The following is a 26,385-nucleotide window of genomic DNA, read 5'->3' as shown; positions in this document are numbered from 1 at the left end:
GTGGTGCGCTGGCTCGCGATCCCGCTCGCACTCGCTCTGGCGTGGCTCGCCTTCACGGTGAGCCCGCTCTGGTCGCTCTACGATCTCGCGCAGGCCGTGCGCCGGCACGACGTGGCCTATATCGAGAGCCACGTGAATTTCCGGACGCTGCGTCTGTCCCTGGTCCGCCAGATCACCGGGGCGGTGCGGGCCGCCTCCGACACCGACCTGGAGCTCGAGCCCCGCGACCGGCAGCGCCTCAACGACGTCGCCTACGGCCTCGCCCTGGCGCTGGCCGAGACCCTGGTCACGCCCGAGACGGTCATGGACCTGCTCGACAATGGCTGGCCGGACAAGCTCGACATCGAGCGCCCCGCCGACCTCAAGCCGGAGGGCCTGGCGATCGGCAGCACCGGCCGGCTCCTGCCCTATTACACGTCCCTGGAGATGCGCGGCTTCCGGGCCGTGGTGATCCCGATCCCGCCCGAGGCCCCCCGGGCCGAGCGTACCCGGATCCGGCTGCGGCTGCGCGGCCTGAGCTGGCGGCTCGTCGATATCGAGATGGCCGACATCCTGCGCGCCCAGATCGCCGCCAAGCTCGGCCGGGCGCTGGCCCGGGCCAAGCTCGGAGCGAGCGCCGGGGAAGAGAAGTAGCGGCGCTTTCCGGCGCGTGAGGGTCGCGGAGCGACGAACTCAATCCGCGACGGCTGCCCCCCGAAACCCGAGCCGCTTCCTCATCCTGAGGTGCTGTCGGGACAATCGTCGATCGTCGGTGCGCGGGCTTACCCCCGCTCAATCCGGCTTCGCGGCCGGTGCTTTGGCGGCCGGTGTCTTCTCGTCCACCGGTGCTTTTGCTTTGGGCTTGCGGGCTTCGACCAAGCTCTCGGCCTCGTCCTCGTCGGTGTCGCCGCCCTGCACGATCGTCTTGTCGGGGTTGGCCAGGAGCGACTTCGCGATGCCGAGCAGCACCTCGCACTCGCCCGGAAATTTGTAGGTCTCCAGCACGATCGCCGCGTCGCGCAGCGTGCGCAGGTCGCGCACCGTCTGGGCATTGGCGTCCGCCTGCAGTTCCTTCTTGGCGGCGATCCCCTCCTCGATCTGGGCGCCCTTCACGTCGCACGCGGCCCGGGCCGGCAGGGCGGCGGCCGTGAGGGCGAGGGCGAGACCGGTGGCGATGAGGGGGCGCCGCATGGCGGGAATCCTTGGGGGTGGGGTTCAGGCGTGATGGTGGTGCGCGGTGCGCAGGATGTCGTTCGTGAGCGCGACGAGCTGGCTGGGCCGGTACGGCTTCGGGACGAACACCGATTCGGAGACGGCGTCGGCGGCCGACAGGCAGGCACGACCGCCGGACGTGTAGATGACAGGCAGGTCCGGGCAGACGCTGCGGGCGCGGCGCGCCAGCGCCAGGCCGTTCGTGTTGCGGGCGAGGTCGATATCGGTGAAGAGCATGTCCACGCTCTCCCGTGCCAGGATCGCCTCGGCCTCCCAGGCATCCGCGGCGGTGAGCACCCGATAACCCTCTTCGAGAAGCGCCTCGGCGGCCAGCTCGCAGACGGTCGGCTCGTCCTCGACCACGAGGATGGTCGCGGCGGCCGGGTCCAGGGCGGGCATGGACGGGCAGGCGAAGGCGGCGGCGAACGGCATCATGACGCAACTCCCACTCACCCGGCGGGGGCGCGGTAGCCCCGTGCCGGATCGAAGGAGCAACGGGCCCCTGCGCCCCGGCGTTCGCCGTGATTGCATCGAATTGCTCGGACTTGGTGCACGGCCCGTTAACCCCGCCCCGGCGCAGGTGAACGGAGGCTCCGAAATGGTTAACGGTGCGTTACCGCGATGCATCGGGAGGGCGGATCCGTGAACCGGTCCTGGCAGCTGGGCACCGGCCTGCTCCTCACGGGCCTCGCCGGATACGTCGATGCGCTGGGCTTCGTGCGGCTCGGCGGCCTCTACACCTCGTTCATGAGCGGCAACACCACGCAGCTCGCGGTCTTCGGCGCCGAGGCGAACCTGCACAAGATGCTGCTGCCGGCGATCCTGATCGCGGCCTTTCTGACCGGCTCGGTCCTGGGCAGCGGGCTCGCGATCCTGGTGCCGACGCGTTGGAGCACCCCGGTGGTGCTCGCCTACGAATCGCTGCTGATCCTCGGCGGCCTGGCGCTGGGCCTGGCCACGCCCGAGCTGGGGCTCGCCGCGTTCTTCGTGGCCGTCGCCATGGGGGCGCAGAACGCCGTGCTGGCGCAGGTGCAGGGGTTTCGCGCCGGCACCACCTTCGTCACCGGTGCCCTGTTCAGCCTCGGCCAGAAGATCGCCAAGGCGCTCACCCGCACGGGCGACCCGCTCGGTTGGATCGGCGACGGGCTGGTCTGGTTGTCCCTGTTGCTGGGGGCCCTGCTGGGGGCCCTGGCCTACGACGCGTTTGCCCTCTACGCCCTGATCGCGCCGGCAGCGGTTTCCGGGGTGCTCGCGCTCATCACCGCGTTCCTGGTCCTGCGCGCCGGCGCGCGGGCCCCGAAGGTCGAGTCTCCATGAGCAGTTCCGTCAGCCATCCGTCCCTCACCGACCACGTCGCCCCGCTGGAGGCGGGCGCCCACGTGGTCGCGGCGCATTTCCTGAAGGAGGCTCCGGCCCTGGCGCTCGGCGACGGCACCGTCGCCCTGATGCGGGGAGACGGCCTCGCGCGCATCGCGGCCCATCCCGACAGCGGGATCCTGGTGGCGGCCGGAAGCCCGGACCGCCTGGTCACCGGCGGCGACGACGGCCGCGTGGTCGAGATCCGGGCCGATGGAGCGACGCAGGAACTCGGCGCCGCGAAGGGCGGCGCCTGGATCGACGCGCTGGCGCTGCACCCGGACGGGTCCGTCGCCTGGTCCGCGGGTCGCGCGGTCGTCGCCCGGGACGCCAAGGGCCGGGAGAAGAGCTTCACGGCCCCGTCCACGGCCCGGGGCCTGGTTTTCGCCCCGAAGGGCTACCGGCTCGGCGTCGCCCACTACAACGGCGTGAGCCTCTGGTACCCGAATCTCGAGACCCCCGCCGAGGTGGTCAGCTGGAAGGGCTCGCATATCGACGTCACCTGGTCGCCGGACGGCCGCTTCGTCGTCTCGACCATGCAGGAGAATGCCCTGCACGGCTGGCGCCTGCAGCCGGATCGCGGCCACATGCGGATGTCGGGCTATCCCGGCAAGGTCCGGTCGGTGTCGTGGTCGTCGGACGGCAATTGGCTCGCCACCGGCGGTGCCGAGGCGGCGATCGTCTGGCCGTTCGATTCCAAGGAGGGCCCCACCGGCAAGGCGCCGCGGGAATGCGGCGTCCGGCCGGCCCGGGTGTCGCGGGTGGCGTTCCACCCGAAGGCGCCGGTCCTGGCGGTGGGCTACGAGGACGGCTGCATCCTGCTGGTGCGCTTCACCGACGCCTCCGAGCTGCTGGTGCGGCGGGCGGTGCAGGGCAGCGGGATCACGGCGCTCGCCTGGGACGCGCGCGGCAACCGCATGCTGTTCGGCTGCGCCGACGGCCAGGCCGGCCTGCTGACCCTGCCGGCCTGATCGTCTTGGTCTTTGGCCGCAGCCCATCGGTCAGGCTGCGCCCCGTCTCGAACCGGAGGGTCTGACGTGTTCCGCGTGTTCCGCACTTTCGGCCTCGCCCTCGGCCTGCTCGGCGGCGTCGTTGCCGCCCAGGCCCCTGAATTCGCGCAGCAATACGCCCAGCGGCTCGGCGGCGCGGTCGACGAGCTGCGCCGGCAGGTGGCGGTGCTCGAATCGGACGCGCAGGCTTCCGGCACGACCCGCGAGGGCGCGGTCGACCGGCTGCGCACCAATCCCGACCAGCTCGTCGCCCGGCGGGGCGAGGCCGCCCAGGCCGACATCGCCCGGCTTGCCCAGCTGAGCGCCCAGCAGCAGGCCCTGACCTCGGCGACGAGCCCGCTCGGCAAGGTGGTGGCGATGCTGCGCGACCCCGACGTGCCGGTGGCGCAAGCCGCCTACCGGGACTTCAGCCCCGCGGTTCCGACCAGCGCCGACGGTCTCGCCGCCGGCCTGATCGGGTTCCTGACCGCCTGGGGCGGCGCGCGCGTCCTGTCGGATCTCGGCCTGCGGCTGGTGCGCCGGCGCCCGCGCACGACGACCCGGACGGCCTGAACCGCCGTCGGCTCGGCGCGCGCGGACCCGGGAGTGTTGCTCAGGGTCTACAGCGGCTTGCGCGGAGCTTGCGTATCGAGCGTGATCCGGCCGCCTCGGTCCGGCAGAAGGCGCAAGATGCCCCGCGCGTCGAACCCCACCACGATCGATCCGGCGCTCGACGCCGCCGCCCTGCTGCGGCGCATCGGCTTCTTCGGGCTGTTCGTGATCCTGCCGGTGCTGGCCCAGGTCGCCCGGCGCGCGACTGTGATCCTGGCGCCCATCGCCGTGGTGCTGCTGATCATCGCCAGCGCGATCGACCGGCGCCAGCGCCCGGTGCGCCCGGCCGTCACCCGGCTGCTCACCGCGCCGGCCTTCCTCGCCGGCATGCTGGTGGTACTGTGGTCGGTCCTGTCGCTGACTTGGACGCCGTTCCTCGGGCCGGCGGTGGAACGCCTCGCGAATCTCGCGGCCACGATCGGGCTGGCCCTGCTCGGCTATTTCGCCCTGCCCGACCGGATGCGCTCGGCCAACCTCTATCTACTGCCGCTGGGGGTGGTCGCGGGCTCGATCGTGGCGATCGTGCTCGGGCTGTTCGGCGCCCACCTGGCGCCGCCCGGGATCGACGACGACGGCGCCCTCGACCGCGGCCTGATCCTGCTGATCCTGCTGGTCTGGCCGGCTCTAGCCTGGCTCCGGTCCCGGCGGCGCGACCGCGAGGCGCTCGGTCTCGCCCTGCTGGTCGCCCTGGCGCTGACGGTCCAGCCCGACGTCACGCAGATCGCTGCCCTGGCGGTCGGCGCGCTGGCCTTCGCCGTGACGAGCTACCGCCCGAAGCTCGGCGTGATGCTCACCGCGACGATCTCGGCCGCGCTGCTGGCCGTCGCGCCGCTGCTGCCGTTCCTGGCCCGCCCGGTCGGCGCCGCCCTGCTCGGGCCGCTCTCGCCCGCGGTGCTGTCGCTCAAGAGCTGGCAGAAGGTCGTGACCACCGATCCGGTGCGGCTCATCACCGGCCACGGTTTCGAGACGGCCCTGCGCGGGCGCCTCGTCGGGCTGCTGCCGGTGAACGCGCCGACCACGGCCCTGTTCGAGTTCTGGTACGAGCTCGGCATCGTCGGCGCGCTGGCCGCCGCCTTCGCGCTCTACGCCTCGATCCGCCGGGGCGGCCGGGACATCCCAGCCCTGATCCCGGGGGCGATGGGCTGCTTCGCCGCCGCCTTCACGGTGGCCTGCCTCGGGGTCGGGCTGACGGCGATCTGGTGGCTCAGCATCATCGCCATCGCCGTTGTGGTGTTCGTGGCGGTGGAGCGTGGCCAGTTCCGCACCAGCCGCCCGAAGGTGGCAAAGCTCCATCGGCTGCGCGAGGAGTAATCCTCAGGTCACCGGTTCAGGAAACCGTGTAGCCGGATCCAGGCTAGGAAGAGGCCCGGCCAGGCGGCGGCGGGGGTGCCCGGCGCGCCCAGCCCGAATCCATGGCCGCCGCGCTCGAACAGGTGCAGCTCCGCCGGCACCCGCGCCTTGCGGAGCGCCGTGAACATCAGCAGCGGATGGTCGGCCACCGCCACCGGATCGTCGATCGCCTGGACCAGGAAGGTCGGGGGCGTTTCAGGCCCGACCTGGAGGTCCACCGAATAGGTCTTCATCTCGAACGGGGTGACCTCGTCGCCCACCAGGATCCGGCGCGTCGCGGTGCGGTCGAACGGCTTGCGCATGGTGATGACCGGGTAGATCAGTCCAGCGAGCACCGGTCGCACCGGCTGCGCGTCGGCCTCGTCCACCAGCGCGTAGAGGTCGTTGGCGGTGCCCACCGCGGTCTCGCCCATCAGGTGCCCGCCCGCGGAGAAGCCGAGCACGCCGACCCGGGCCGGATCGACGCCGTATTCCGCGCCCCGCGCCCGCACCAGCCGCAGGGCCCGCTGCGCGTCCTGCCGCGGCGCGTCGGGGCCCGCGCCCCAACCCTCCGCGGGCAGGCGGTAGACCAGCAGGAAGACCGTGATGCCGGCCGCGTTCAGGACGCGCCCGACCGGCACGCCCTCGTTGCCCAGCGCGATGAACTGGTAGCCGCCCCCGGCCGCCACGATGATCGCCGCGCCGTTGGGATTGGCCGGCCGCATCGCCAGCAGGCAGGGTTTCTGGACTCGGGTGACGTCGCCCAAGACGCCCTCGACGTAGCGGTAGCCATCCGAATCGGGCCCGCTGCCGCCCCCCGGCGGCTCGCCGGGCCACAGGTCGATGACCTGGAGATCGGCTCCCGGCAGCGAGCGCGGCAGGGCGCGGATCGCCTCGTGCGGCGCCGGCTCCGGCGGTTTCTCTTGAGACTTGGCGGCGCGCAGGCCGAGAAGCGTGCTCAGGCCTGCGAGCAGCAGGCGGCGGTCGAGATGCATGAACCGGTCCCGGGCGTCGCTCAGGACCGGGCCCGGGGCGCGGGACGGACGGGCTCGGGCATGGTGCTCTCCTGAAACATCCCTCGCCCAACGTCACAGGGCGCGGGGGCGGTTCCGGAGCGGCGCGCTCTCAGCTGCGCCGAGTGATCACGGAGACGTAGAACCCGTCGGTCCCGGTCCGCAGCGGCGTCATCTGCAGGCCGTGCGCGGTCTGGCGGACGGCCGAGGCGAGGCCCGGCGGTCCCGCCGCCAGCACCGACTCGGTCGGGACGGCGTCGAAGCGCCCGCGCCAGCGCGACAGCAGGCCGGCCACGGCGGCGTCGTTCTCCGCGGGCAGGAGCGAGCAGGTGATGTAGACGATCCGGCCGCCGGGCCGGACCAGCTTGGCCGCCCGGTCGAGCACCTGGCTCTGCTCGGCGACGCGCAAAGCCAGGCTGCCGGGGCGCAGCCGCCACTTGGCATCCGGGTTGCGCCGCCAGGTCCCCGAGCCGGTGCAGGGCGCGTCGACCAGCACCCGGTCGATCGTGCCGTCGAGATCCTCGAGCACGTCGGCCCGAGCCTTGCCGCTGCGCGGGGTGCGCACCTCGGCCGCGGCACCGGACCGGCGCAGGCGGTCGTGGATCGGCGCGAGCCGGCGCGGATCGCCGTCGGTGGCGATCAGGCGCGCGCCGTTGCGGGTCTGGGAGGCCAGCGCCAGGGTCTTGCCGCCGCCGCCGGCGCAGAGGTCGACGATGGTCTCTCCGGCCTGCGGATCGGCCAGCAGGGCGGCGAGCTGCGAGCCCTCGTCCTGGATCTCGTACCAGCCGTCGAGGAACTCGGCCTCGACATGAAGCGCCGGGCCGCGGCCGTCGGCGCCGATCGGGATCCGCACGCCCATCGGGGCATGCGGGGTCGGGGCGGCCCCGTGGGCTTCCAGCGCCGGCATCAGGTCGTCGCGGCCGCCGCGCAGGGCGTTGACGCGGATGTCGAGGGGCGCGCGCCGGGCGAGCGCCTTCAATTCGGGGATGAGGTCGCCGCCGAGCGCGGCCGTGAGCTCGGGCAGGACGAAGGCCGGGGCGTCGCCCGCGACCTCGGGCGGGGCCTCTTCCAGGGTGCCGGATTCGAGGCGGCCACGCTCGTCGTCGCTCAACGGCGCCGGGGCGAAGCGCTCGCCGGAGAACAGGGCCGCCACGGACGCCGCGGCGAGACCCTGCTGCAGCCGCAGGGAGCCGATCAGCACGGCGCGCGGCGCGTCCGAACCCATGATCCAGGCGGCGGAGGCCCGACGGCGCAGGGCGTCGTAGACCAGGCTGGCGATCCCGGCCCGGTCGCCGGACCCGGCGAAGCGGTGCGCCAGGCCCCAATCCTTCAGCGCGTCGGCGGCCGGGCGGCGGCGCTCCGCGATATCGGTCAGGACTTCGATGGCGGCGGAGCAACGGGCGGCGGGGGTCAGGGTCCGGATCCTTTTGACTGCGTCGAGGCCGACGCGAAACGGCCACGCTTGGCCCACGATGCCGCCACGGTACGGCCGAGCTTCCAGCACGATCCCGGTTCAGACCGGATCGTGGGCGGTCCCGCGGCGCGGGGCTCGCCCGTGTCGTATGGCATCCTCCCGCTGCGGGCCAGTGCGTTCCGCCCCGGGGGCATGGCCGGGAGTGCCTCAGCTCATGTCTTCTGTCGTTCGCGTCACGCTTTCCGGCATCCTTGCCGGCCTCGTCGCCGCCAGCCTCGCCGCCTGTGCGAGCGCCCCGGCCGCCGCCCCCGACCTCACCCCGCCGCCGCGCCGGCCGGTGGATGCCAAGACGCAACTCGAATACGGCAACCCGCCCCCGCCGCCGCCCGGCCGCTACTGAGATCGGGCGTCGAACTCAGGCTGATCCGCCCGGAGCGCTCAGCCTGAGGCGCCGGAGCGCAGCGGAGCCGCCTCGAAGGAGGCCTCCAGCCAGCCGTGCGATCCCTGGAGGGCTCCTTCGAGGTGGCTGCGCCGCCCCCTCAGGCCGCTTCCCGCGCCCGCCGGGCCTCGTAGGCCTTGAGCCCGGCATAGACCTGCTCGAGCATCGGGAAGGCTGCCTCCGGCGCGAGCCGCCGCCCGCGGTCGATCAGGTCGCCGATGACGTGGTCGGCCTCGATCCGGCCGCCATTCTCGATGTCACGCAGCATCGAGGCGGTGAAGGTCGAGCCCGCGGCCGTGAGCTGCGCCCGCGCCCGCTCGGCGACCACGCCGCGCGGCGCGAAGCCGCTCGCCGCTGCGACCGCCGTGCATTCGGTGTGCAAGGCAGCGACGAAGGCCGCGCCGCCGGGCGCCGCCACGATGTCGCCGACGGCGGCGCGCATCAAGGTGGTCGCCCCCGCCAGCGTGGCGAGGAACACCCACTTCTCCCACATCTCCTGAAGGATCACGTCGCTGAGGCGAGCCTGGAACTTGAGCCCGCGCATCAGGTCGTCGATCGCCTCGATCCGAGCCGAGCGCGATCCGTCCCGCTCGCCGTAGGTGATGCTGCACAGCTCGCTCATGTGCCGGATCGCCCCGTCCGGCGCGAGGGTCGCCGCGATGGCGCAGGAGCCGCCGAGCACCCGCTCCGGACCGAACGTGGCATCGAGCGCGTCGAGATGGGACATCCCGTTGAGCAGAGGCAGGATCGCAGTCTGCGGCCCCACCGCGGGCGCCAGGTCGGCGATGGCGCTGTCGAGGTCGTAGGCCTTGCACGACAGCAGCACGAGGTCGAACGCCCCGGCCTGTGCCAAGGTATCGGCCGTGACGGTGGGCGGGGCGGCCAGATGCAGGTCGCCGAGCGGCGAGCGCAGCACCAGCCCGTTCGCCGCCAGCTTCTCGGCCCGGGCCGGCCGGACCAGGAAGGTCACGTCGGCCCCCGATTCCGCGAGCCGCGCCCCGTAATAGCCGCCGGTCGCCCCGGCTCCGACGATCAGCGTGCGCATCTCAAATCTCCGAGCGGAAATGTTTATCGGCGTTCGGTTTCGTGATGGAGCGTGGGCGTCAGATCAAGCTCCGAGAAGGCGGACAGCACCGTTCCACGGCGCGGCCTGTAGTTGCCGTACCAGTCTGGCGTCCGCCGTCACGAGCGCGGCATCCCATCGGCCCGCGGCAGCGACATAGAGCGCATCGTAGTGGGTGCATCCGATGACACTGGCGATCTGCAACGCAGCGTCCGCGATCTCATGGATGGGGCGAAGCTGAATCAGCTTCTCCAACGCCGAGATTGCCGCGCGCGCATGGTCGAGCGTGATCGCGTTGGCTCGGTGAGCGCCCAGGAGCGTGTTCCCGACCTCGACCAGAACATGCTCGGGCGCGATCCGGACCTCATCCTCCATCAGCACCGCCTCCGCCAGATCGCTCTGCGGCTCCGGCAGGAACCACTTCACGGCGACGCAGGCATCGATGACGATCATCGTCCGTCTCGGTCAGCCCTGATCATCGGTGTACTGTCGGGCAGCGGCTGGCGAAGAGCTTTCGCCCTGATCGTGCGGACCAAAGCCACGGCGTCGGAGGCCTGAAGGTCGTTCGTCTCCTTCAGGCCGTCCTCCTGCCGATGACGCAGGCCCGCGTCCGAGCGGCCGCCGAGATCGTCGCGCGGCAGATCGAAAACGGGCCTGTGCCGTGCGAGCGATATCCAGCTCGGTTCGGTCATGAGACTTCCTGTCAGGTCCGCGACGGGTAGTTCGGGCTCTCGCGGGTGATGGTCACGTCGTGGACGTGGCTCTCGCGCAGGCCGGCATTGGTGATGCGGATGAACTGCGCGCGCTCCTGGAAGTCCGGGATGGTCGCGCCGCCGACATAGCCCATCGCGGCGCGCAGGCCGCCGGCGAGCTGATGTAGGACGTTGCCCACCGGGCCCTTGTAGGGGACCTGGCCCTCGATGCCCTCGGGCACGAGCTTGTGGGTGTCGTTGACCTCGGCCTGGAAGTAGCGGTCGGCCGAGCCGCGGGCCATGGCGCCCACCGAGCCCATGCCCCGGTACGACTTGTACGAGCGGCCCTGGTACAGGAACACCTCGCCGGGGGCCTCGTCGGTGCCCGCCAGCAGCGAGCCGAGCATCGCCACCGAGGCGCCGGCCGCGATCGCCTTGGCGAGGTCGCCGGAATACTTGATGCCGCCATCGGCGATGACCGGGATGTCGGCCTCGCCCGCGGCCTCGACGGCCTCCATCAGGGCGGTGAGCTGGGGCACGCCGACGCCCGCCACGATGCGGGTCGTGCAGATCGAGCCCGGGCCGATGCCGACCTTGATGGCGTCCGCGCCGGCATCGATCAGGGCCTTGGCGCCCTCGCGGGTGGCGACGTTGCCGGCGATCACCTGGACGGCGTTGGAGAGCTGCTTCACCCGGGCGACGGCGTCGAGCACCTTGATCGAGTGGCCGTGGGCGGTGTCGACCACGATCACGTCGCAGCCGGCATCGATCAGGCGCTCGGCCCGCTCGAAGCCGCTGTCCCCCGTTGTGGTGGCGGCGGCGACCCGCAGGCGGCCCTGCTCGTCCTTGACGGCGAACGGGTAGGTGACGCGCTTCTCGATGTCCTTGACGGTGATCAGGCCGATGCAGCGGTAATGGTCGTCGACCACCAGCAGCTTCTCGATCCGGAACTGGTGCAGCAGGCGCTTGGCCTCGTCCTGGGTCACGCCCTCGCGGACGGTGATCAGCCGGTCCCGGGTCATCAGCTCGGCCACCGGCTGGGCGGAGTTGGTGGCGAAGCGCACGTCGCGGTTGGTCAGGATTCCGACCAGCTTGCCCCGGGAACCGTTGGGGCCGCGCTCGACCACCGGGATGCCGGAGATCCGGTTGCGCTTCATCACCTCGAAGGCGTCGGCCAGCGTCTCGTCCGGGTGGATGGTGATCGGGTTCATCACCATGCCGGACTCGTATTTCTTCACGAGACGGACCTGCTCGGCCTGCTCCGGCGGCTCCAGGTTGCGGTGGATCACGCCCATCCCGCCGTTGGCCGCCATGGCGATGGCCATCGGCGCCTCGGTGACCGTGTCCATCGCGGAAGCGAGGATCGGGAGGTTCAGGGGGATCGTGCGGGTGAGCCGCGTCGCGACGTTGACCTCGGTCGGCATTACCGAGGAGGCGGCGGGCCGCAGGAGCACGTCGTCGAAGGTCAGGCCCTCGATGATCGTTGCGGAATCTACTCGGGCCATGTGCCAACTTTCCTCGGACGGCCGCGCTGTGAGGGGGTGCGCAGCGGGATCGGGTTGGCAAGTGCCAGTATCATGGGGTCCGCGGCCGCGCCAATGCGCCGTCGCCGCGCCGCGGGGGGAAATCGCGCATGGCTCCCCCGCTTTTTCGTGACAGCGGCGCGGCTCAGCGCGGCGCGGGGGTCGGGCCCTTGTCGGTGTATTCCGGCGGCAGGCCGACATAGTCGCCCAGGATGCCGTCGATGCCCGGCGCCCGGCCGAAGGCCTCGCAATCCGGGTCCAGGGGCGCCTCGCCCAGCGTGGTCACCCGGATGCGGTCCCAGGTCGGCAGGGTGTTCGGGGCGTTGAACGGATCGTCGCCGGTGGCGAGCATGAAGCCGAAATCCTGACCGAACTCGCCCGCGAGGTCGTAGGCGTCGCTGGCGCGGGAGAAGCGCGGCTGGCTGGTGAACGAGTTCGCGGCCCCGCCCCAGACCATCGCGGCGCGCTGCTCGCGGCGACGGTCCAGCGCCTCGGCCTCGACCGTGAGGCTGCCGAGGCCGATCGGGATCCGCGGGATCGGGATGCGGCCGACGCCCTCGGCGACGCTCAGCCCGAGCTGCGAGGCGACCGTGACGCCGGCCGAGCCCGCGATGGTGGCTCCGGCACCCAGGAGGTCGGTGGGTTCCACCCGGGTGACCTGCGCCCGCACGGTCAGGTCGGCGTCGCGGCCGGCCACGATGTCGTAGCGCAGCGACAGGTCGTAACAGAGCGCCCGGTCGGCGGCGTTGGCGATCAGGCGGCGCTCGACTTGCGTCAGCGGCGCCGCGCCCTCGACATCGGCGTGGAACGCCGTCGGGATGATCCGCACGGTGCGGGCCTTGGCCAGAGCCGGACGGTCCACGTAGAGCCGCGAGGCCGAGGCCACCGCGCTGCTCGCCTTCAGCCGGTCGTAGCGCGTGAGCGAACCGCGATCGTTCAGCAGCACGGTGCCGCAGGCCGCGACCGTCGACAGGAGCGCGACGGCGACGGCGATCCGCGACAGGGAACGGCGCTTACTCGGACTGGGCTGCATCGATTGTCTCGTGGCCGGCACCGCGCCGGTATCGACGGCCGGAAGACCGCTCGTCGCAAACGTAGCCATTGGACCACCCGCACAAAAGGTGGTGTTCGGTCACGATGCAACCCCTGTTGCGTTGCGGATACAGGCGCGAAACACGACCGTGCGAGATCGCGGCCCCGCCGTGCAACCGTCCCGGCGCGCTACGCGTCTGCTGTCCGATGCCCGCCCCGACCCAAAAACCGTTCTGGATCGTCCCCCTGACGGTGGCGACCGCCCTGTTCATGGAGAACACCGATTCCACGGTGATCGCCACGGCGCTGCCCAGCATCGCGACGAGCCTCGGCGAGGATCCGATCGCCCTGAAGCTGGCGCTGACCTCGTATCTCGTCAGCCTAGCGATCTTCATCCCGGTGAGCGGCTGGATGGCCGATCGCTACGGCTCGCGCACGGTGTTCCGGGCCGCGCTGGTCGTGTTCATGATCGGGTCGCTGGCCTGCGCGGCCGCCAACGGCCTGGCCTGGTTCGTGGCCGCGCGGTTCCTCCAGGGCATGGGCGGCGCCATGATGGTGCCGGTGGGCCGCCTCGTGGTGCTGCGCAGCGTTCCGAAATCGCAGCTCGTGACCGCGCTCGCCTACCTGACCTTCCCGGCCCTGGTCGGCCCGGTGATGGGGCCGCCACTCGGCGGGCTGATCACGACCTGGTTCGACTGGCGCTGGATCTTCTTCATCAACCTGCCGATCGGCTGCGCCGGGATCGTGCTGGCCAGCCTCTACTTCGAGGACATCCGCGAGCCGGAGCGGCCGCCGCTCGACATCGCCGGCTTCTTCCTGCTCGGCACCGGCCTCGCCGCCCTGATGCTGGGGCTCGCCTCGATGGGGCGCCACCTCCTGCCCGCCTCGGTGTCCTGGGGATGCCTGGCGGCGGGCGCGGTGCTGCTGCCGCTCTACTTCGTCCATGCGCGGCGGGTCGCCCACCCGATCGTGCGGCTCGACCTGATGAACCGCCCGACCTTCCGGGTCGCGATCCTCGGCGGCAGCCTGTTCCGGGTCGGGACGGGGGCGATCCCGTTCCTGCTGCCCCTGATGCTGCAGGTCGGGTTCGGGCTCGACGCCCTGCATTCCGGGCTGATCACCTTCGCGGCGGCGGCCGGGGCGATGTTCGTGAAGGCCCTGGCACCCAAGATCCTGCGCCGCCTCGGCTTTCGCACCGTGATGGTCTCGAATGCCGTGCTGGCCTCGGCCTTCCTGGCGGTGAACGGGCTCTATACGGCCGACACGCCGCACTGGATCATGATCGCGCTGCTGTTCATCGGCGGCTGCTCGCGCTCGGTGCAGTTCACCTGCGTCAACGCCATCGCGTATGCCGACCTCGAATCCCGGGAGATGAGCGCGGCCACGAGCTTCGCCAGCGTCTGCCAGCAGCTGTCGCTGAGCCTTGGGGTCACCCTGGGCGCGCTGGCGCTGGAGGGCACCGCCGGGCTCCATGGCCGGACCCGGATCGAGGCCGGCGATTTCGGGCCGGCTTTCTTCGCGGTCGCCGTGCTGTCGGCCCTCTCCGTGCTGGCCTTCCGCAAGCTGACGCCCGATGCCGGCGCCGAGATCTCCGGCCGCCGGATGGTCTCCGCGACCCCGCCGGCCTCGCCCAAGCTGAAGCCCCGGGCGAGCTGAGACGGTCAGGCTGCGGCGCGGGCCGGGGCGCGTCCGCCGGCCTTCTTGGCGCCGGCACCGCGGGCGGGTGAGCTCTTGCCGGCGGCCTTGGCCGGCGCGCGCTGCGGGGCCGGACGTTCGCCCGCCTGCCCGGCGCGCCAGCCCTGCCAGCTCCAGGCGCCCGGGCCCGTGAGCGCATAGATCAGGAAGCCGCCCGCCAGGCCGAGATCGGCCAGCATCAGCGTCCGCTCGGCCACCGCCGCCGGCCCGACGAATTGCCAGAAGGCGTGCAGCATCACCGCCGTCACCGCCGCAAACACGGCGAGCGCCAACCCGGTCAGGCGCGGCAGGACGCCGAGGATCAGGGCCAGGGGACCGAAAACCTGCACCACCACGGCGGCGGTGGCGACGCCGTTCGGGAACGGCATGCCGCTGCCGGCGAGCGTCAGCGCGAAGCCCGAGACGTTGAGCGCCCGGGCGATCCCGGTCGGCAGCAGCGCGGCGGCCAGGAGCAGGCGCGCGGCGAGAAGGGTTCCGTCCTGGGCGCGGGCGATCATGGTCGAATCCGGTCGGCTGTGAGGGCTGACCGGAGGGTGGCGGATTCTCTTGAAGGCTGGGTTAAGTCCGCTGTTTCAAGGGCGCATCGTCTTTGTCCGAAAGCCGGCCTCCACCTTTCGGGACGATGCTCAGCCCGCGACCCCGCCCCGGAACAGCCGGCCGCGCTCGGTCCAGAGCACCACCAGGACGGCCAGGCCGCCGAGGGCGGCGTAGCCGATCCCGACCGGCATCACGGTCCCGTCGAAGGCCTGGCCGATCACGTAGCCGGAGAACGCCCCAAGGATCGTCGTATAGAAGCCGACGAACGACGAGGCCGTGCCCGCGATGGCCCCGAGCGGCTCCAGCGCCAGGGCGTTGAAGTTCGGCAGGGCGAAGCTCATCAGGAACTGGTTCGCCGCCAGGATCGTCAGGAACGCCGCCAGGGGCGGGTGGCCGTGATAGGCGAGGCCGACGCCGACCTGGGCGATCGCCACCAGCGTGAAGGCGATGATGCCGGCATGCGACAGCGCCCGCATCCCGAGCAGCCGCACGATCCGGGCGTTGATCAGCGTCGCCGCCCCCATGGCGCCGGCCACGAGCCCGAAGGCCAGGGGGAAGAGCGGCCCGAGATGGTACAGGCCGGTATCGAACACCTGCTGGGCCGAGCCGACATAGCCCATGATGCAGCCGGTGAGCAGGCCGAGCGCCGAGGCGTAGCCGATGGAGACCCGGGTCGTGACGGTGGTGCGCACCGCGTCCCAGGTCGCCCCGAGCGAGAGCGGCCGGCGATATTCCGGATGCAGGGTCTCCGGCATCCGCAGCGAGAACCAGACGGTCAGCCAGAAGGCCAGCGCCAGCATTGAGACGAACACGTAGACCCAGGAGCCCAGCGCCAGCATCAGGCCGCCGATCGCCGGGGCGATCATCGGAACGATCAGGAAGACCATCATGGTGAGCGACATCACGCTCGCCATCTCGCGCCCGGCGAAGCGGTCGCGCACGATGGCCACGGAGAGCACGCGCCCGCCGGCCGCGCCGATGCCCTGGATGACTCGGGCCGCCAGCAGCCAGCCGAAGCTCGGCGCCACCATCGCGAGCCCGCAGCCGACCACGTAGATCGCCAGGCTGGTGAGCAGCACCTTCCGGCGCCCGAACGTGTCCGAGATCGGCCCGTAGGCGAGCTGGGCAACGCCGAACCCGGCCATGAACACGTAGACGAGGAGCTGCAGCCGGTTCGGATCGGGCACGGAGAACCGGGCCTCGATCGCCGGGAAGGCCGGAAGCAGGTTGTCGATCGAGATGGCGGTTACCGCCATCATCAGCGCGATGATGGCGACGAACTCGGTGAAGCCCGGCCCCGAGCGCGTCTGCGGGGCGCGCGCTTCGTGGACCGGCGGGTTGGGCCGGATCGCGACTGTCACAATGGGCACTCGTGCTGCGAAGGGATTGCCCGAGCGAGGCGCCCCCTTCGCGGCACGCTTATGGCCGTCGCGCCTGCGCGATGCAGCTCAGGCCGGCACCGGGTGCAGGGCCGGCGCCCGGGGATTGCGCCCGACGAAGCCCGCCATCAGGGCGGCGACCAGGCAGAGCAGACCGGCCGACACGAAAGCGCCGAGATAGCTCCCGGTATCGGTCCGGACCATGCCGGCGAGCCAGGCGGCCGAGGCGGCGCCGATCTGGTGGGACGCGGCGATCCAGCCGAACATGAGCGCGGCGTTCTCCTCGCCGAAGGACTTTCCGGCGAGCTGCACGGTGGGCGGCACGGTGGCGATCCAGTCGAGCCCGTAGAACACCGCGAACAGCGACAGCCCGTAGAAGCTCAGATCGAACGAGTAGGGCAGGAAGATCAGCGACAGGCCGCGCAGGCCGTAATACCAAGCGAGCAGCTTGCGCGAATCGAACCGGTCGGTGAGCCAGCCCGAGGCCGTGGTGCCGATCAGGTCGCAGATGCCCATGACCGCGAGGAGGCCCGCCGCCGTCACCTCGGCGATGCCGTGATCGATGCAGGCCGGGATCAGGTGGGTGCCGATCAGCCCGTTGGTCGAGGCGCCGCAGATGAAGAAGGTACCGGACAAGAGCCAGAAATCCTTGGATTTCAGGCCGGTCCGCAGGCCGCGCAGGGCCCGGATGGCGGGGTTCTCGGTGAAGGTGGGCGCCGGGGTCACCGCGGTCTCGCCGTAGCGGGGCAGGCCGAGATCCGCCGGACGGTCGCGCAGCAACAGGGCGGCCACCGGGATCAGGGCCAGGGTCACAGCGGCGACCAGCAGCGACACCGAGCGCCAGCCCTGCCCGACCGCGAGCGAGGCCAGAGCCGGCAGGAAGATCAGCTGCCCGGTCGCGCTGCTCGCGGTGAGCAGACCGACCACGAGGCCGCGGCGCTTGCCGAACCAGCGGCCCGCCACGGTGGCGCCGAGGACGTTGGCGACCATGCCGGAGCCCGAGCCGACCACGATGCCCCAGAGCAGCACCATCTGCCACGGCGCCGTCATCAGGCTGGTGGCGGCCGTGCCGACGGCCAGGACGAAGAGCGAGCCGCAGACCGAGGCGCGCAGGCCGAACCGCTCGATGATCGCCACCGCGAACGGCCCGATCATGCCGTAGAGGAAGATGTTGAGCGCGATGCCGACGCTGATCGTGGCGGCGGTCCAGCCGAATTCCCGCTCCCACGGGACGATCAGGATGCTCGGCGTCGCCCGCACCCCGGCCCCGATCAGCAGCACCAGGAAGGTCACCGCGACCACGATCCAGGCGTAATGCAGGCGCGGCACGGGGGGCGCGGGAAGCGTCTCGACGGGTGCGGCCATGTCTAAGCTCCGGGGTGCGAGACGATCGGTCAGGAGGCGGCGATGAGGGCTTCCGCCAGGGCGGCGACGGCTTTGGGATCGACCTGCGCGTTGATCCGGGCCTGGGCCGCCCGCCAGTACGGCGTCGCCGCCGCGACCGCCTCGCGGCCGAGATCCGTCAGGACGACGATGCGCTCGCGCGCATCCTGGCCCGGCCCAATCCTCACGAGGCCGCGCCGCTCCAGCGGGTCGAGGTTGCGGGCCATGGTGGTCCGCTCCAGAACCGCCTCGACGGCCAGCCGGGTCAGCGGCGTCGGTCCGAGCCGCTCCAGGCGGCGCAGGATCGAGAATTGCGTCACCCGCAGCCCGGCCGGGCGCAGGGCCGCGTCGTAGGACGCCGTGAGGGCACGGGTCGCCTGGCGAAGCGCGACGCAGGTGCAGGGCTCGGTCGGAGGATCCATGGTCACGATGCGTGTATATGCACGTATTTCGGCGCGGACAAGCCGGGCCTGACGGTTCGTCCGGTTCGACACGCGAGAACCGGGAATTGCGGCCGCCTGTCATCGACACGGCGGATCACCCTGCTATCGCTGCGCCGGCAGGCTCCCGGTTCGTGAGAGGCGCGATGACATTGGAAACCGCCACGGCGTTGTCATCCTCGGAACAGAAGTCGGCCCGGACAGGGCTCATCGAGGCCGCGGCCGAGACCGTCGCCGAGCAGGGCGGCCCCGGCGGCTTCGTCCGCGACCTGTTCGGGCGCGTGACCCCCGAAGATCTGGCCCCCTACCCGGCCGATGCGGTCGCCGATCTCGCGGTCCGGGCGCGCGCCCTCCTGTCCGAGCCGCGCAGGCCCGGCGATCCGGCCCGGGTGCATCTGAGCGACGTCGCGCTGGTGCGCGACGGTCGGCCCCGGGAGATGACGATCGTCGAGATCGTCAACGACAACCGCCCGTTCCTGCTGGACTCGACCCTCGCCGAGCTCACCGAGCAGGGCCTGACACCGGATCTCGTCGCCCACCCGATTCTCGGGGTCGAGCGCGACGCGTCCGGCGCGCTGGTGCGCGTGGTCGGCGAGACCACCGCCGACGCCCATGGCAGCCTGGCGCGCGAGAGCTTCATCCATCTCCATCTCGGCCGCCTCGACGGCGAGGCCCGCGAGCGGCTGGTGGACGCCCTCGCCCAGGTCTACCGGGACGTGGCCCTGGCGAGCGACGACCACGATGCCATGCTGGCCCGGATCGCCGAGCTGTCCGACAGCCTCGGCCGCGCCCCCTCCCCGCTGCCGGAGGCCGAGATCGCCGAGGCGCGCGCCTTCCTGGACTGGCTGCGGGACGGGCAGTTCCTAGTGCTGGGGATGCGCCAGCACGGCATCGCCGGCGACGCGCATCCGCTGATCGAGGGGTCGAGCCTTGGTGTGCTGCGCGATCCGGGGACCACGCCCCTGCGCCGGGGCCGGACGCCGGTGGATTACACGCCGGAAATCCTCGCCTTCCTGGAGGAGCCGCAGGCGCTGATCATCACCAAGGCGAGCGCGAAGTCCCGCGTCCACCGGGTGTCGTATCTCGACTATATCGGCGTGAAGCTGTTCTCGGCCACCGGCAAGCTCTCGGGCGAGGTGCGGATCGTCGGCCTGTTCACGGCCGCCGCCTATACCAGCCCGGCGCGCGAGGTGCCGGTGCTGCGCCGCAAGGTCGAGGCGGTGGCCGAGCGGGCCGGCCTCGACCCGACCAGCCATGCCGGGCGCAGCCTGCTGGCGGTGCTGGAGACCTACCCGCGGGACGAGCTGTTCCAGATCGATATCGAGCGCCTGTACCGGTTCACCCTGGCGATCGCCAACCTCGCCGACCGGCCGCGGATCCGGGTGCTGTCGCGCCCGGACCGGTTCGGCCGTTTCGTGTCGCTGCTGGTCTTCGTGCCGAAGGACCGGTTCGATTCGACCGTGAGCGCCCGGATCGCCGCCTATCTGGCCGAGGCCTACGGCGGCCGGCCGAGTGCGGCCTATTCGGAGCTGCCCGAAGGTCCCCTGGCCCGGACCCACTACATCATCGGCCTGCCCGACGAGGGTGCGCCGGAGCAGGACCCCGCCGTCCTGGAGGCCGGCATCGCCGCGCTGGTCCGCACCTGGGGCGACGCCCTGGGCGCGGCCCTGGCGGAGGCGCATGATGGCGGCCAGGCCCGCCAGCTGGCGGCGCGCTACGCCGAGGCGTTCTCGGCGGCCTACCGGGACAACTTCCCGCCGGACGCGGCGGTCGCCGACATCGCCATCCTCGAGGCGCTGAGCGACGCACGGCCGCGCGCCGTGCATCTCGGGCGCCGGGCCGGTGATTCCGACGCGCAAGTCCGCCTGAAGGTCTTCTCCCGCGGTACCGCCATCGCCCTGTCCGACCGGGTGCCTGTGCTGGAGAATCTGGGGTTCCGCGTCATTGACGAGCGAACCTACCGGGTCCGGCCGGCGGGGCTCGACGAGTCCGCCCGGATCTGGCTGCACGACATGCGGCTCGAGCGCGCCAGCGGCGCTGCGATCGATCTCGCCACGCTGGAGCAGCCCCTCGAGGAGGCGATGCTGGCATTGGCCGACGGCGCGGCGGAATCCGACGGCTACAACCGACTCGTGCTGGAAGCCGCCCTCCCCTGGCGGGATGCGGCCCTGCTCCGGGCGCTCGGGCGCTATCTGCGCCAGCTGCGGATCCGCTACGGCCAGGATTACATGGCCGGCACGCTGAGCCGCCATCCCGGTATCGCCCGGGCGATCGTCAACCTGTTCCGGACCCGCTTCGATCCGCAGACCGAGGGCGACCGGGCCGCGCAGGAAGCGGAGACCCGCTCCCTGATCGAGGAGGCCTTGGGCGACGTCACCAGCCTGGACGATGACCGGATCCTGCGCCGGTTCGTCAACCTGGTCGAGGCGGCGGTGCGGACCAACTTCTTCCAGAAGGCCGCTGATGGCGGCCCCCGGGAGACGATCAGCTTCAAGTTCGCCTGTGCCAAGGTGACGGCGATGCCGCTGCCGCGGCCGTTCTTCGAGATCTTCGTCTATTCGCCCCGGGTGGAGGGCGTGCATCTTCGCTTCGGCTACGTCGCCCGCGGCGGCCTGCGCTGGTCCGACCGGCCGGAGGATTTCCGCACCGAGATCCTGGGCCTGGTGAAGGCGCAGCAGGTCAAGAACGCGGTCATCGTGCCGGTGGGCGCCAAGGGCGGCTTCTTCCCCAAGCGTCTGCCGCCGGCCTCCGATCGGGCGGCCTGGATGCAGGAGGGCACCGAGAGCTACCGGATCTTCATCCGCACGCTGCTCGAGCTCACCGACAACATCGTCGACCAGGCGATCGTGCCGCCGCCCGACACGGTGCGGCACGATCCCGACGACGCCTACCTGGTTGTGGCGGCCGACAAGGGCACCGCCACCTTCTCGGACATCGCCAACGCCCTCTCCCTGGAGAAGGGCCACTGGCTCGGCGACGCCTTCGCGTCCGGTGGCAGCCAGGGCTACGACCACAAGGGCATGGGCATCACCGCCCGGGGCGCCTGGGAGGCGGTGCGGCGCCACTTCCGCGAGATCGACATCGACGTCCAGACGGACCCGATCACCGTGGTGGGCGTCGGCGACATGTCGGGCGACGTGTTCGGCAACGGCATGCTGCTCTCGCAGAGCCTCCGGCTGATCGCGGCCTTCGACCACCGTGACATCTTCCTCGACCCCAATCCCGACGCGGCGAAGAGCTTCGCCGAGCGCCGGCGCCTGTTCGATCTAGGCCGCTCCTCCTGGGCTGATTACGACCGGTCCCTGATCTCCGAGGGCGGCGGGGTGTTCTCGCGTAGCCTGAAGACCATTCCGCTCTCGGAGCAGGCCCGGGCGGCCCTCGGCTTCGACCGGGACGAGGCGACGCCGACCGAGCTGATGCAGGCGATCCTGAAGGCGCCGGCCGACCTCCTCTGGTTCGGCGGCATCGGCACCTATATCCGCGCCACCACCGAGACCGACGAGGATGCGGGCGACCGCGCCAACGACGCCGTGCGGATCACCGGCCCGGAATTGCGGGTGAAGGCGATCGGCGAGGGCGCCAATCTCGGCCTGACCCAGCGCGGACGCATCGAGGCGGCGCGGGCCGGCATCCGGCTCAACACCGACGCGATCGACAATTCCGCCGGCGTGAACACCTCCGACGTCGAGGTGAACATCAAGATCGCCCTGATGGTCCCCGAGCGCGACGGGCGGCTCGATTACGATGCGCGCAACCGGCTGCTGGCCGCCATGACCGACGAGGTCGGGCGGCTGGTCCTGCGCAACAACGAGTTGCAGACCCTCGCGCTGTCGCTCGCGCAGCGCGGCGGCCTCGGCGAGACCGGCTTCGCCATGCGCACCATGCAGGCGCTGGAGGCTGAGGGGCGGCTCGACCGGGCGGTCGAGTACCTGCCGGACGATGCGGCGATCACCGAGCGGATGCGCCGCGGCGAAGGGCTGACCCGGCCGGAATACGCGGTGCTGCTCGCCTACGCGAAGCTGTCGCTGCACGACGCGATCCTCGCGAGCACGGTGCCGAACGACCCGTATTTCGACCGCGAATTGCAGCGCTACTTCCCGAAAGCCCTGCGCGAGCAGTTCCCGGACGCCGTGAAGGGCCACCGGCTGCGCCGCGAGATCATCTCGACGGCTCTGGCCAACATCATCGTCAACCGGGGCGGCCCGTCCCTGGTCACGCAGCTCGTCGACGGGACCGGGGCGGATGCCGCGACCATCGCCAAGGCCTACGCCATCACCCGGGACGCCTTCGGCCTGATGGAGCTCAACCTCGCCATCGACGGGCTGGGCGGCGGCCTGTCCGGGCAGGAACAGCTGGGCCTCTACGCCGAGGTGCAGGGCCTGCTGACCAACCGGATCGTCTGGTTCATCCGCAACCTCGACCTGACTGGCGGCCTCGCCCCGCTGGTGGCGCGCTACCGCGACGGCGTCGCGGCGGTCGAGGCGGCTTTGCCGAAGGTGCTCGATGCCGAGGCGCTCACCGCCATCGGCGACCGGGCGACGGTGCTCGAAGGTCACGGCATGGCCCGGGAGCAGGCCCGGCGCCTCGCCTCGCTCAACGCCCTGATCTCCGCGCCGGATATCGTGCGCGTCGCCGAGGCCAGCGGCCGCCCGGTCGAGGAAGTGGCGGCGACCCATTTCGCCCTGGAACACGCGTTCCGGCTGGACGAGCTCGCCGCCGCGGCCCGGACCGTGCCGGTGGCCGACACGTTCGACCGGGTCGCGTTGGAGCGGGCGGTCGCCGGCATCGCCGCCGCCCACCGCAAGCTCACCGCCGAGGTGGTGGCCGATCTCGGGGCCGGCCCGGAGGCGGTCGAGGCTTGGACCAAGGCCCGCGGCGCGCCGCTGGTCCGCATCCGCGACGCGGTGGACGCGATCAGCGCCTCGGGCCTGACGGTCTCGAAGGCGACCGTGGCGGCGAGCCTGCTCGGGGATCTGGTGCGGGCGGATTAGGCGAATGGGCGCCGGCCTAAGCGGCCGGCTTTACCCCCATTCCGAATGAGGCACGGGTCCCCTCTCCCGCACGGGTGAGGGAGCCGGGCGCATCCCACAGACAACGATGTGGAACCCTCACAGCGGCGCGGGCCGGGTGGCGCGCCCTGCAAGCCACGATGCGTCAGAGCCTGAATCGGACACCGCGATCCCGGCGCCCCGAAGCGTGCGCCCGACTCGCGGAATCATTCGCTACGCGCCCGGCGCAGAGGCCGAGAACAGCCGGCTGCTGGTCCGACTGACGGCGGTGACGGTCAGGCCGAGGCCGAGGATCGAGACGGCGGCGGCGATCAGCGGCAGCTGGCCGTAACCGGCACCCAGCGTCAGGGCCGTGCCGCCGAGCCAGGCGCCGGTGGCGTTGCCGAGGTTGAACGCGCCCTGGTTCAGTGTCGAGGCGAGGTTCGGGGCGTCGCTCGCGGCCTCGACCACCCAGATCTGCAGCGGCGAGACCAGCGCGAAGGCGAGGCCCGCCCAGAGGACCAGCACGGCGACGGTCGGGATCGCGTGATGGGCGACCCCCGCCAGGACCAGCAGCACCGCCACGATGCCGATGAACCCGCCGATGATCGTCGCCATCAGGCCCCGGTCGGCGAAGTGGCCGCCGGCGAGGTTGCCCACGGTCAGGCCGATTCCCGCGGCGAACAGCACGCCGGTCACGCCCTGCGGCGAGAACCCGGTCACGCCGGTGAGGAACGGCGTGATGTAGGTGAACACCGTGAAGAAGCTGACCGACGACAGGGTGGAGATCAGCATTGGCCGGAGCACGGGCCAGCGCCCGAGCGCCCGGAACTCCTTCACGAGGCCGCCGCGTGTGCCGGGCAGGCCGGAGGGCACAAAAGTCTGGATCGCCAGGCCGGCGGCGACCCCGATCGCGACCACGGCCCAGAAGGTCGAGCGCCATCCGGCGACCTGGCCCAGGGCGGTGCCGAGCGGGACGCCGAGCACGTTGGCGAGGGTCAGCCCGGCGAACATCAGGGAGACCGCCTGGGTCCGCTTCTCGCGCGGCACCAGATCCCGCGCCACCACGGCGCCGATGCCGAAGAACGCCCCATGCGCGAAGGCGGTGACGACGCGGGCCACCATCAGCAGGCCGTAGGTCGGCGCCAGGGCGCAGCCGATATTGCCGATGAGGAATACCGCCATCAGGGCGAGCAGCGCCGTCTTGCGGGGCAGCCGCGCGGTGGCGATCGCGACGATCGGCGAGCCCACGACCACGCCCATGGCGTAGCCGGACACGAGATAACCCGCCTGCGGGATGGTCACGCCGAAGCTTTGGGCGACCTCGGGCAGGAGGCCCATGATGACGAATTCGGTGGTGCCGATTCCGAACGAGGCGACGGCGAGGGCGAGGATCGGCAAGGGGGGCACGGCGACCTCCTACGAACGGGAGACAGGCGTCGCATTGTGCGGCGCAGCATGCCGTAAGGATGGGCCGCATCGCGCTTTTGCATAGCGATGCAGACGCGACGCACGGTTGCGCCGCGTGCAAGGAGGCCTTGGCTGAACCGTTCGGATTGCTCAGGCCCGGGTGCTGCAGCGCTCGGTCAGGCGCGGCGGGATCAGGACGCGCTCGCCCGCGGCCGCATCCGTCGCGGACATCCGGGCGAGCATCGCCAGCGTGGCCTCGACCAAGGCCGGGACGTCCTGGTCGAAGCTGGTCAGATCATAGCCGCCCCATCCCGCCGCCGGGATGTCGTCGTAGCCGATCACCCGGACATCCTCGGGCACGCGCCGACCCGCGCGCCGCAGGGCGTCGATTGTGCCGAGCGCGCAGAGATCGTTGGCGCAGAAGATGCCGTCGACCGGACCTTCGGCGCAGAGCTGTGTCGCCGCCTCCGCGCCGCCCTCGTAGGTATAGGCCGATCCGGCAACGCGCGGCTCGGGCCTACCGGCTTCGCGCAGGGCCTCGCGGAAGCCGGTCAGCCGCTCGGTGCTGGCGGGGCTGATGGCGGGACCGGCCACGAAGGCGGGATGGCGCACGTCGCGGGCGTGCAGGAGGCGGGCGGCCTGCCGCCCCCCGAGGGCGTTGTCGGAGCCGACCGAGCCGACCCGCGCGGCCGTCACCGGGGTGTTGAACGAGACGACCGGGATCCGTGAGGCCGAGAGCGTCTCGGCGGCCTCCTGGGAGAGGACCGCCAGGGCGCTGACGATCGCGTCGACCCGGTACTGCGCGAGGCGGGCCGCGACGGCGTCGAGGGTGTAATCGCTGTCGACCGGAACCAGCACGATCTGGTTGCCGGCTTCCCGCAGGCATGCCGCGAGGCTCTGGACGACCCGCGCGTAGAACGCATTCTCCAGGCCGCCGACCACCAGGGCCACGAGGCCGGACCGGTCGGTCAGCATGATTTTGGGGATCAGGCTCGGCTGGAATCCGAGGGTCTCCGCCGCGGCCAGGACCTTCTCACGCGTCCGGGCCGAAACGCTCGCCCCCGGTGTGAAGGTGCGGGACACCGCCGATTGCGAGACCCCGGCGAGGCGGGCGACCTCGATCGACGTCGGGTAGCGCTTCGAGACCATGATCGGCGTGTATCGCTGCGGCAGATGACGCTCTTAGGTTGAGCTCTCCGTCCGCCGTGTCACGCTTCCGGGCGGGTCCTGTCAAACGGATCCGCCGCGACCGGCGCGGGCTTCTACTCCACCGGCGCCTTCTTGCGGCCCCGCGTCTTCGGCGCGGGGGCGGCGGGGGCTTCCTCCACGGGGGCCGCTGCCGCACCGCGGGACTTGCGACGCTGCTGGCCGAGGCCGAGGGCGCGGGCCAGCTCGGAGCGCTGCGCCGAATAGCTCGCCGCCGTCATCGGGTAGTCCCGCGGCAGGCCCCATTTCTCGCGATAGGCCTCGGGGCTGAGCCCGCGCAACGTCAGGTGACGCCGCAGGGTCTTGTAGGGCTTGCCGTCTTCGAAACTGACGATGTGGTCGTGCGTGATAGACTTCCGGATTTGCGCCGGGCTCATCTTTTCCACAACGGTCGAAGACCCCGTCCCCGAAGCCGAAAGGCTGTTCAGGGCTGCGTGAATGCCGCCGATCAGACCCGGAAGTTCCGAGGGCGGCACCGAATTGTTCGACACATAGGCCGCGATGATATCGACCGCCAGCTCAATGTGTTCGGCCTGCTCAGCTTCAGCGCTATCGCTCACGTTGAACCTCTGACGTAGCAACTATCCGGTTCGCTCAATCCCGTAAGGATCGTATCGAATTCTGCCAGACGCTACCGGATTTGCGAGAAAAGCTCAATCGCTACTTTTGCACGCAAACGAAATTTAAGAGCGAC

At 71.4% G+C, this 26,385-nt stretch carries 24 protein-coding genes; 8 read left to right on the top strand and 16 right to left on the bottom strand.

The annotated features are described in order from the left end of the window. The first annotated feature begins 3 nt into the window (after nt 1-3). Nucleotides 4-633, top strand: a complete 630-nt coding sequence (locus tag LGR69_RS18785) for a DUF2939 domain-containing protein (protein WP_370881356.1) — start codon at nt 4-6, stop codon at nt 631-633. A 138-nt stretch (nt 634-771) separates the two neighbouring features. Here LGR69_RS18785 and LGR69_RS18780 read toward each other — a convergent pair whose 3' ends face one another. Together LGR69_RS18780 and LGR69_RS18775 are read right to left on the bottom strand one after the other, a co-directional pair. Next, nucleotides 772-1,170, bottom strand: coding sequence for a photosystem reaction center subunit H (locus LGR69_RS18780; RefSeq protein ID WP_091859950.1), 399 nt, complete (start codon nt 1,168-1,170; stop codon nt 772-774). Between the two features lie 24 nt (nt 1,171-1,194). Beyond that, the gene (locus LGR69_RS18775; protein WP_007568241.1) at nt 1,195-1,626 is read right to left on the bottom strand and encodes a response regulator; all 432 of its coding nucleotides are present in this window, start codon (nt 1,624-1,626) and stop codon (nt 1,195-1,197) included. 207 nt (nt 1,627-1,833) lie between these two features. On the opposite strand from LGR69_RS18775, the gene LGR69_RS18770 reads away from it, so the two are divergent. The 4 genes from LGR69_RS18770 to LGR69_RS18755 all read left to right on the top strand — a co-directional run bounded on the left by LGR69_RS18770 (nt 1,834) and on the right by LGR69_RS18755 (nt 5,459). Next, nucleotides 1,834-2,508 carry a YoaK family protein gene (locus LGR69_RS18770; RefSeq protein WP_091860522.1) on the top strand — a complete coding sequence of 225 codons (675 nt, stop codon included), beginning with the start codon at nt 1,834-1,836 and terminating at the stop codon, nt 2,506-2,508. Beyond that, on the top strand, nt 2,505-3,518 hold the full coding sequence (locus LGR69_RS18765; RefSeq protein ID WP_230366952.1) for a WD40 repeat domain-containing protein: 1,014 nt from the start codon (nt 2,505-2,507) through the stop codon (nt 3,516-3,518). Before LGR69_RS18770 ends, LGR69_RS18765 begins: the two co-directional genes overlap by 4 nt. A 66-nt stretch (nt 3,519-3,584) precedes the next feature. Then, entirely contained in the window at nt 3,585-4,109 is a 525-nt protein-coding gene (locus LGR69_RS18760; RefSeq protein WP_230366951.1) for a DUF2937 family protein, read from the top strand. 117 nt (nt 4,110-4,226) lie between these two features. Continuing rightward, complete coding sequence (locus tag LGR69_RS18755; protein ID WP_230366950.1) at nt 4,227-5,459, top strand: peptide ABC transporter permease; 1,233 nt, start codon at nt 4,227-4,229, stop codon at nt 5,457-5,459. 8 nt (nt 5,460-5,467) lie between these two features. On the opposite strand, the gene LGR69_RS18750 is transcribed toward LGR69_RS18755, so the two are convergent. Continuing rightward, nucleotides 5,468-6,472 (bottom strand): alpha/beta hydrolase, encoded by a 1,005-nt coding sequence (locus tag LGR69_RS18750; protein WP_230366949.1) that lies wholly within the window; start codon nt 6,470-6,472, stop codon nt 5,468-5,470. Nucleotides 6,473-6,602: 130 nt separating this feature from the next. Next, nucleotides 6,603-7,961 carry an RsmB/NOP family class I SAM-dependent RNA methyltransferase gene (locus LGR69_RS18745; RefSeq protein ID WP_230367021.1) on the bottom strand — a complete coding sequence of 453 codons (1,359 nt, stop codon included), beginning with the start codon at nt 7,959-7,961 and terminating at the stop codon, nt 6,603-6,605. A gap of 157 nt (nt 7,962-8,118) precedes the next feature. On the opposite strand from LGR69_RS18745, the gene LGR69_RS18740 reads away from it, so the two are divergent. Further along, nucleotides 8,119-8,304, top strand: coding sequence for a hypothetical protein (locus LGR69_RS18740; protein WP_007568255.1), 186 nt, complete (start codon nt 8,119-8,121; stop codon nt 8,302-8,304). Nucleotides 8,305-8,443: 139 nt separating this feature from the next. On the opposite strand, the gene panE is transcribed toward LGR69_RS18740, so the two are convergent. From panE to LGR69_RS18715, 5 genes are all read right to left on the bottom strand, one after another. After that, complete coding sequence (gene panE / locus LGR69_RS18735) at nt 8,444-9,388, bottom strand: 2-dehydropantoate 2-reductase (RefSeq protein ID WP_230366948.1); 945 nt, start codon at nt 9,386-9,388, stop codon at nt 8,444-8,446. A gap of 63 nt (nt 9,389-9,451) precedes the next feature. Continuing rightward, complete coding sequence (locus LGR69_RS18730) at nt 9,452-9,859, bottom strand: type II toxin-antitoxin system VapC family toxin (protein ID WP_007568259.1); 408 nt, start codon at nt 9,857-9,859, stop codon at nt 9,452-9,454. Then, nucleotides 9,856-10,098, bottom strand: a complete 243-nt coding sequence (locus LGR69_RS18725; RefSeq protein ID WP_230366947.1) for a hypothetical protein — start codon at nt 10,096-10,098, stop codon at nt 9,856-9,858. The genes LGR69_RS18730 and LGR69_RS18725 overlap by 4 nt, the downstream gene beginning before the upstream one ends. An 11-nt stretch (nt 10,099-10,109) precedes the next feature. Beyond that, nucleotides 10,110-11,603: an IMP dehydrogenase gene (gene guaB, locus LGR69_RS18720; protein ID WP_230366946.1), complete on the bottom strand. Its 1,494-nt coding sequence runs from the start codon at nt 11,601-11,603 to the stop codon at nt 10,110-10,112. 163 nt (nt 11,604-11,766) lie between these two features. Then, nucleotides 11,767-12,654 carry a DUF3313 domain-containing protein gene (locus LGR69_RS18715; protein WP_230366945.1) on the bottom strand — a complete coding sequence of 296 codons (888 nt, stop codon included), beginning with the start codon at nt 12,652-12,654 and terminating at the stop codon, nt 11,767-11,769. A gap of 206 nt (nt 12,655-12,860) precedes the next feature. On the opposite strand from LGR69_RS18715, the gene LGR69_RS18710 reads away from it, so the two are divergent. Then, nucleotides 12,861-14,309 carry an MFS transporter gene (locus LGR69_RS18710; protein ID WP_230366944.1) on the top strand — a complete coding sequence of 483 codons (1,449 nt, stop codon included), beginning with the start codon at nt 12,861-12,863 and terminating at the stop codon, nt 14,307-14,309. A gap of 5 nt (nt 14,310-14,314) precedes the next feature. On the opposite strand, the gene LGR69_RS18705 is transcribed toward LGR69_RS18710, so the two are convergent. The 4 genes from LGR69_RS18705 to LGR69_RS18690 all read right to left on the bottom strand — a co-directional run bounded on the left by LGR69_RS18705 (nt 14,315) and on the right by LGR69_RS18690 (nt 18,069). Next, nucleotides 14,315-14,845, bottom strand: a complete 531-nt coding sequence (locus LGR69_RS18705; RefSeq protein ID WP_230366943.1) for a DoxX family protein — start codon at nt 14,843-14,845, stop codon at nt 14,315-14,317. A 129-nt stretch (nt 14,846-14,974) separates the two neighbouring features. Beyond that, nucleotides 14,975-16,246 carry a multidrug effflux MFS transporter gene (locus LGR69_RS18700; RefSeq protein ID WP_230366942.1) on the bottom strand — a complete coding sequence of 424 codons (1,272 nt, stop codon included), beginning with the start codon at nt 16,244-16,246 and terminating at the stop codon, nt 14,975-14,977. 87 nt (nt 16,247-16,333) lie between these two features. Continuing rightward, nucleotides 16,334-17,629 (bottom strand): MFS transporter, encoded by a 1,296-nt coding sequence (locus tag LGR69_RS18695; RefSeq protein ID WP_122158893.1) that lies wholly within the window; start codon nt 17,627-17,629, stop codon nt 16,334-16,336. A gap of 29 nt (nt 17,630-17,658) precedes the next feature. Further along, a complete protein-coding gene (locus LGR69_RS18690; protein ID WP_230366941.1) occupies nt 17,659-18,069 on the bottom strand; it encodes a MarR family winged helix-turn-helix transcriptional regulator in 411 nt (136 codons plus the stop codon). Between the two features lie 164 nt (nt 18,070-18,233). On the opposite strand from LGR69_RS18690, the gene LGR69_RS18685 reads away from it, so the two are divergent. Beyond that, nucleotides 18,234-23,078, top strand: a complete 4,845-nt coding sequence (locus tag LGR69_RS18685) for an NAD-glutamate dehydrogenase (RefSeq protein WP_230366940.1) — start codon at nt 18,234-18,236, stop codon at nt 23,076-23,078. Between the two features lie 231 nt (nt 23,079-23,309). On the opposite strand, the gene LGR69_RS18680 is transcribed toward LGR69_RS18685, so the two are convergent. The 3 genes from LGR69_RS18680 to LGR69_RS18670 all read right to left on the bottom strand — a co-directional run bounded on the left by LGR69_RS18680 (nt 23,310) and on the right by LGR69_RS18670 (nt 26,251). Further along, a complete protein-coding gene (locus LGR69_RS18680) occupies nt 23,310-24,485 on the bottom strand; it encodes an MFS transporter (RefSeq protein ID WP_230366939.1) in 1,176 nt (391 codons plus the stop codon). Nucleotides 24,486-24,635: 150 nt separating this feature from the next. Further along, a complete protein-coding gene (locus LGR69_RS18675) occupies nt 24,636-25,634 on the bottom strand; it encodes a LacI family DNA-binding transcriptional regulator (protein ID WP_230366938.1) in 999 nt (332 codons plus the stop codon). Nucleotides 25,635-25,747: 113 nt separating this feature from the next. Beyond that, nucleotides 25,748-26,251 (bottom strand): Ros/MucR family transcriptional regulator, encoded by a 504-nt coding sequence (locus LGR69_RS18670; protein ID WP_230366937.1) that lies wholly within the window; start codon nt 26,249-26,251, stop codon nt 25,748-25,750. Nucleotides 26,252-26,385 lie beyond the last annotated feature (134 nt).

Origin of the sequence: Methylobacterium brachiatum (genome assembly GCF_020523825.1) — a bacterium.
Lineage (GTDB): Bacteria > Pseudomonadota > Alphaproteobacteria > Rhizobiales > Beijerinckiaceae > Methylobacterium > Methylobacterium brachiatum.
This window is presented reverse-complemented; position numbering and strand designations above follow the sequence as displayed.

Excerpts from the sequence above, each read along its gene's own strand:
- LGR69_RS18765 (WP_230366952.1), top strand. The coding sequence starts at position 2,505 with ATGAGCAGTTCCGTCAGCCATCCGTCCCTCACCGACCACGTCGCCCCG.
- LGR69_RS18695 (WP_122158893.1), bottom strand. The coding sequence starts at position 17,629 with ATGGCCGCACCCGTCGAGACGCTTCCCGCGCCCCCCGTGCCGCGCCTG.
- LGR69_RS18740 (WP_007568255.1), top strand. The coding sequence starts at position 8,119 with ATGTCTTCTGTCGTTCGCGTCACGCTTTCCGGCATCCTTGCCGGCCTC.
- LGR69_RS18730 (WP_007568259.1), bottom strand. The coding sequence starts at position 9,859 with ATGATCGTCATCGATGCCTGCGTCGCCGTGAAGTGGTTCCTGCCGGAG.
- LGR69_RS18710 (WP_230366944.1), top strand. The coding sequence starts at position 12,861 with ATGCCCGCCCCGACCCAAAAACCGTTCTGGATCGTCCCCCTGACGGTG.
- LGR69_RS18750 (WP_230366949.1), bottom strand. The coding sequence starts at position 6,472 with ATGCATCTCGACCGCCGCCTGCTGCTCGCAGGCCTGAGCACGCTTCTC.
- LGR69_RS18725 (WP_230366947.1), bottom strand. The coding sequence starts at position 10,098 with ATGACCGAACCGAGCTGGATATCGCTCGCACGGCACAGGCCCGTTTTC.
- LGR69_RS18690 (WP_230366941.1), bottom strand. The coding sequence starts at position 18,069 with ATGGATCCTCCGACCGAGCCCTGCACCTGCGTCGCGCTTCGCCAGGCG.
- LGR69_RS18685 (WP_230366940.1), top strand. The coding sequence starts at position 18,234 with ATGACATTGGAAACCGCCACGGCGTTGTCATCCTCGGAACAGAAGTCG.
- LGR69_RS18705 (WP_230366943.1), bottom strand. The coding sequence starts at position 14,845 with ATGATCGCCCGCGCCCAGGACGGAACCCTTCTCGCCGCGCGCCTGCTC.
- LGR69_RS18780 (WP_091859950.1), bottom strand. The coding sequence starts at position 1,170 with ATGCGGCGCCCCCTCATCGCCACCGGTCTCGCCCTCGCCCTCACGGCC.
- LGR69_RS18715 (WP_230366945.1), bottom strand. The coding sequence starts at position 12,654 with ATGCAGCCCAGTCCGAGTAAGCGCCGTTCCCTGTCGCGGATCGCCGTC.
- panE (WP_230366948.1), bottom strand. The coding sequence starts at position 9,388 with ATGCGCACGCTGATCGTCGGAGCCGGGGCGACCGGCGGCTATTACGGG.
- LGR69_RS18675 (WP_230366938.1), bottom strand. The coding sequence starts at position 25,634 with ATGGTCTCGAAGCGCTACCCGACGTCGATCGAGGTCGCCCGCCTCGCC.
- LGR69_RS18755 (WP_230366950.1), top strand. The coding sequence starts at position 4,227 with ATGCCCCGCGCGTCGAACCCCACCACGATCGATCCGGCGCTCGACGCC.
- LGR69_RS18775 (WP_007568241.1), bottom strand. The coding sequence starts at position 1,626 with ATGATGCCGTTCGCCGCCGCCTTCGCCTGCCCGTCCATGCCCGCCCTG.
- guaB (WP_230366946.1), bottom strand. The coding sequence starts at position 11,603 with ATGGCCCGAGTAGATTCCGCAACGATCATCGAGGGCCTGACCTTCGAC.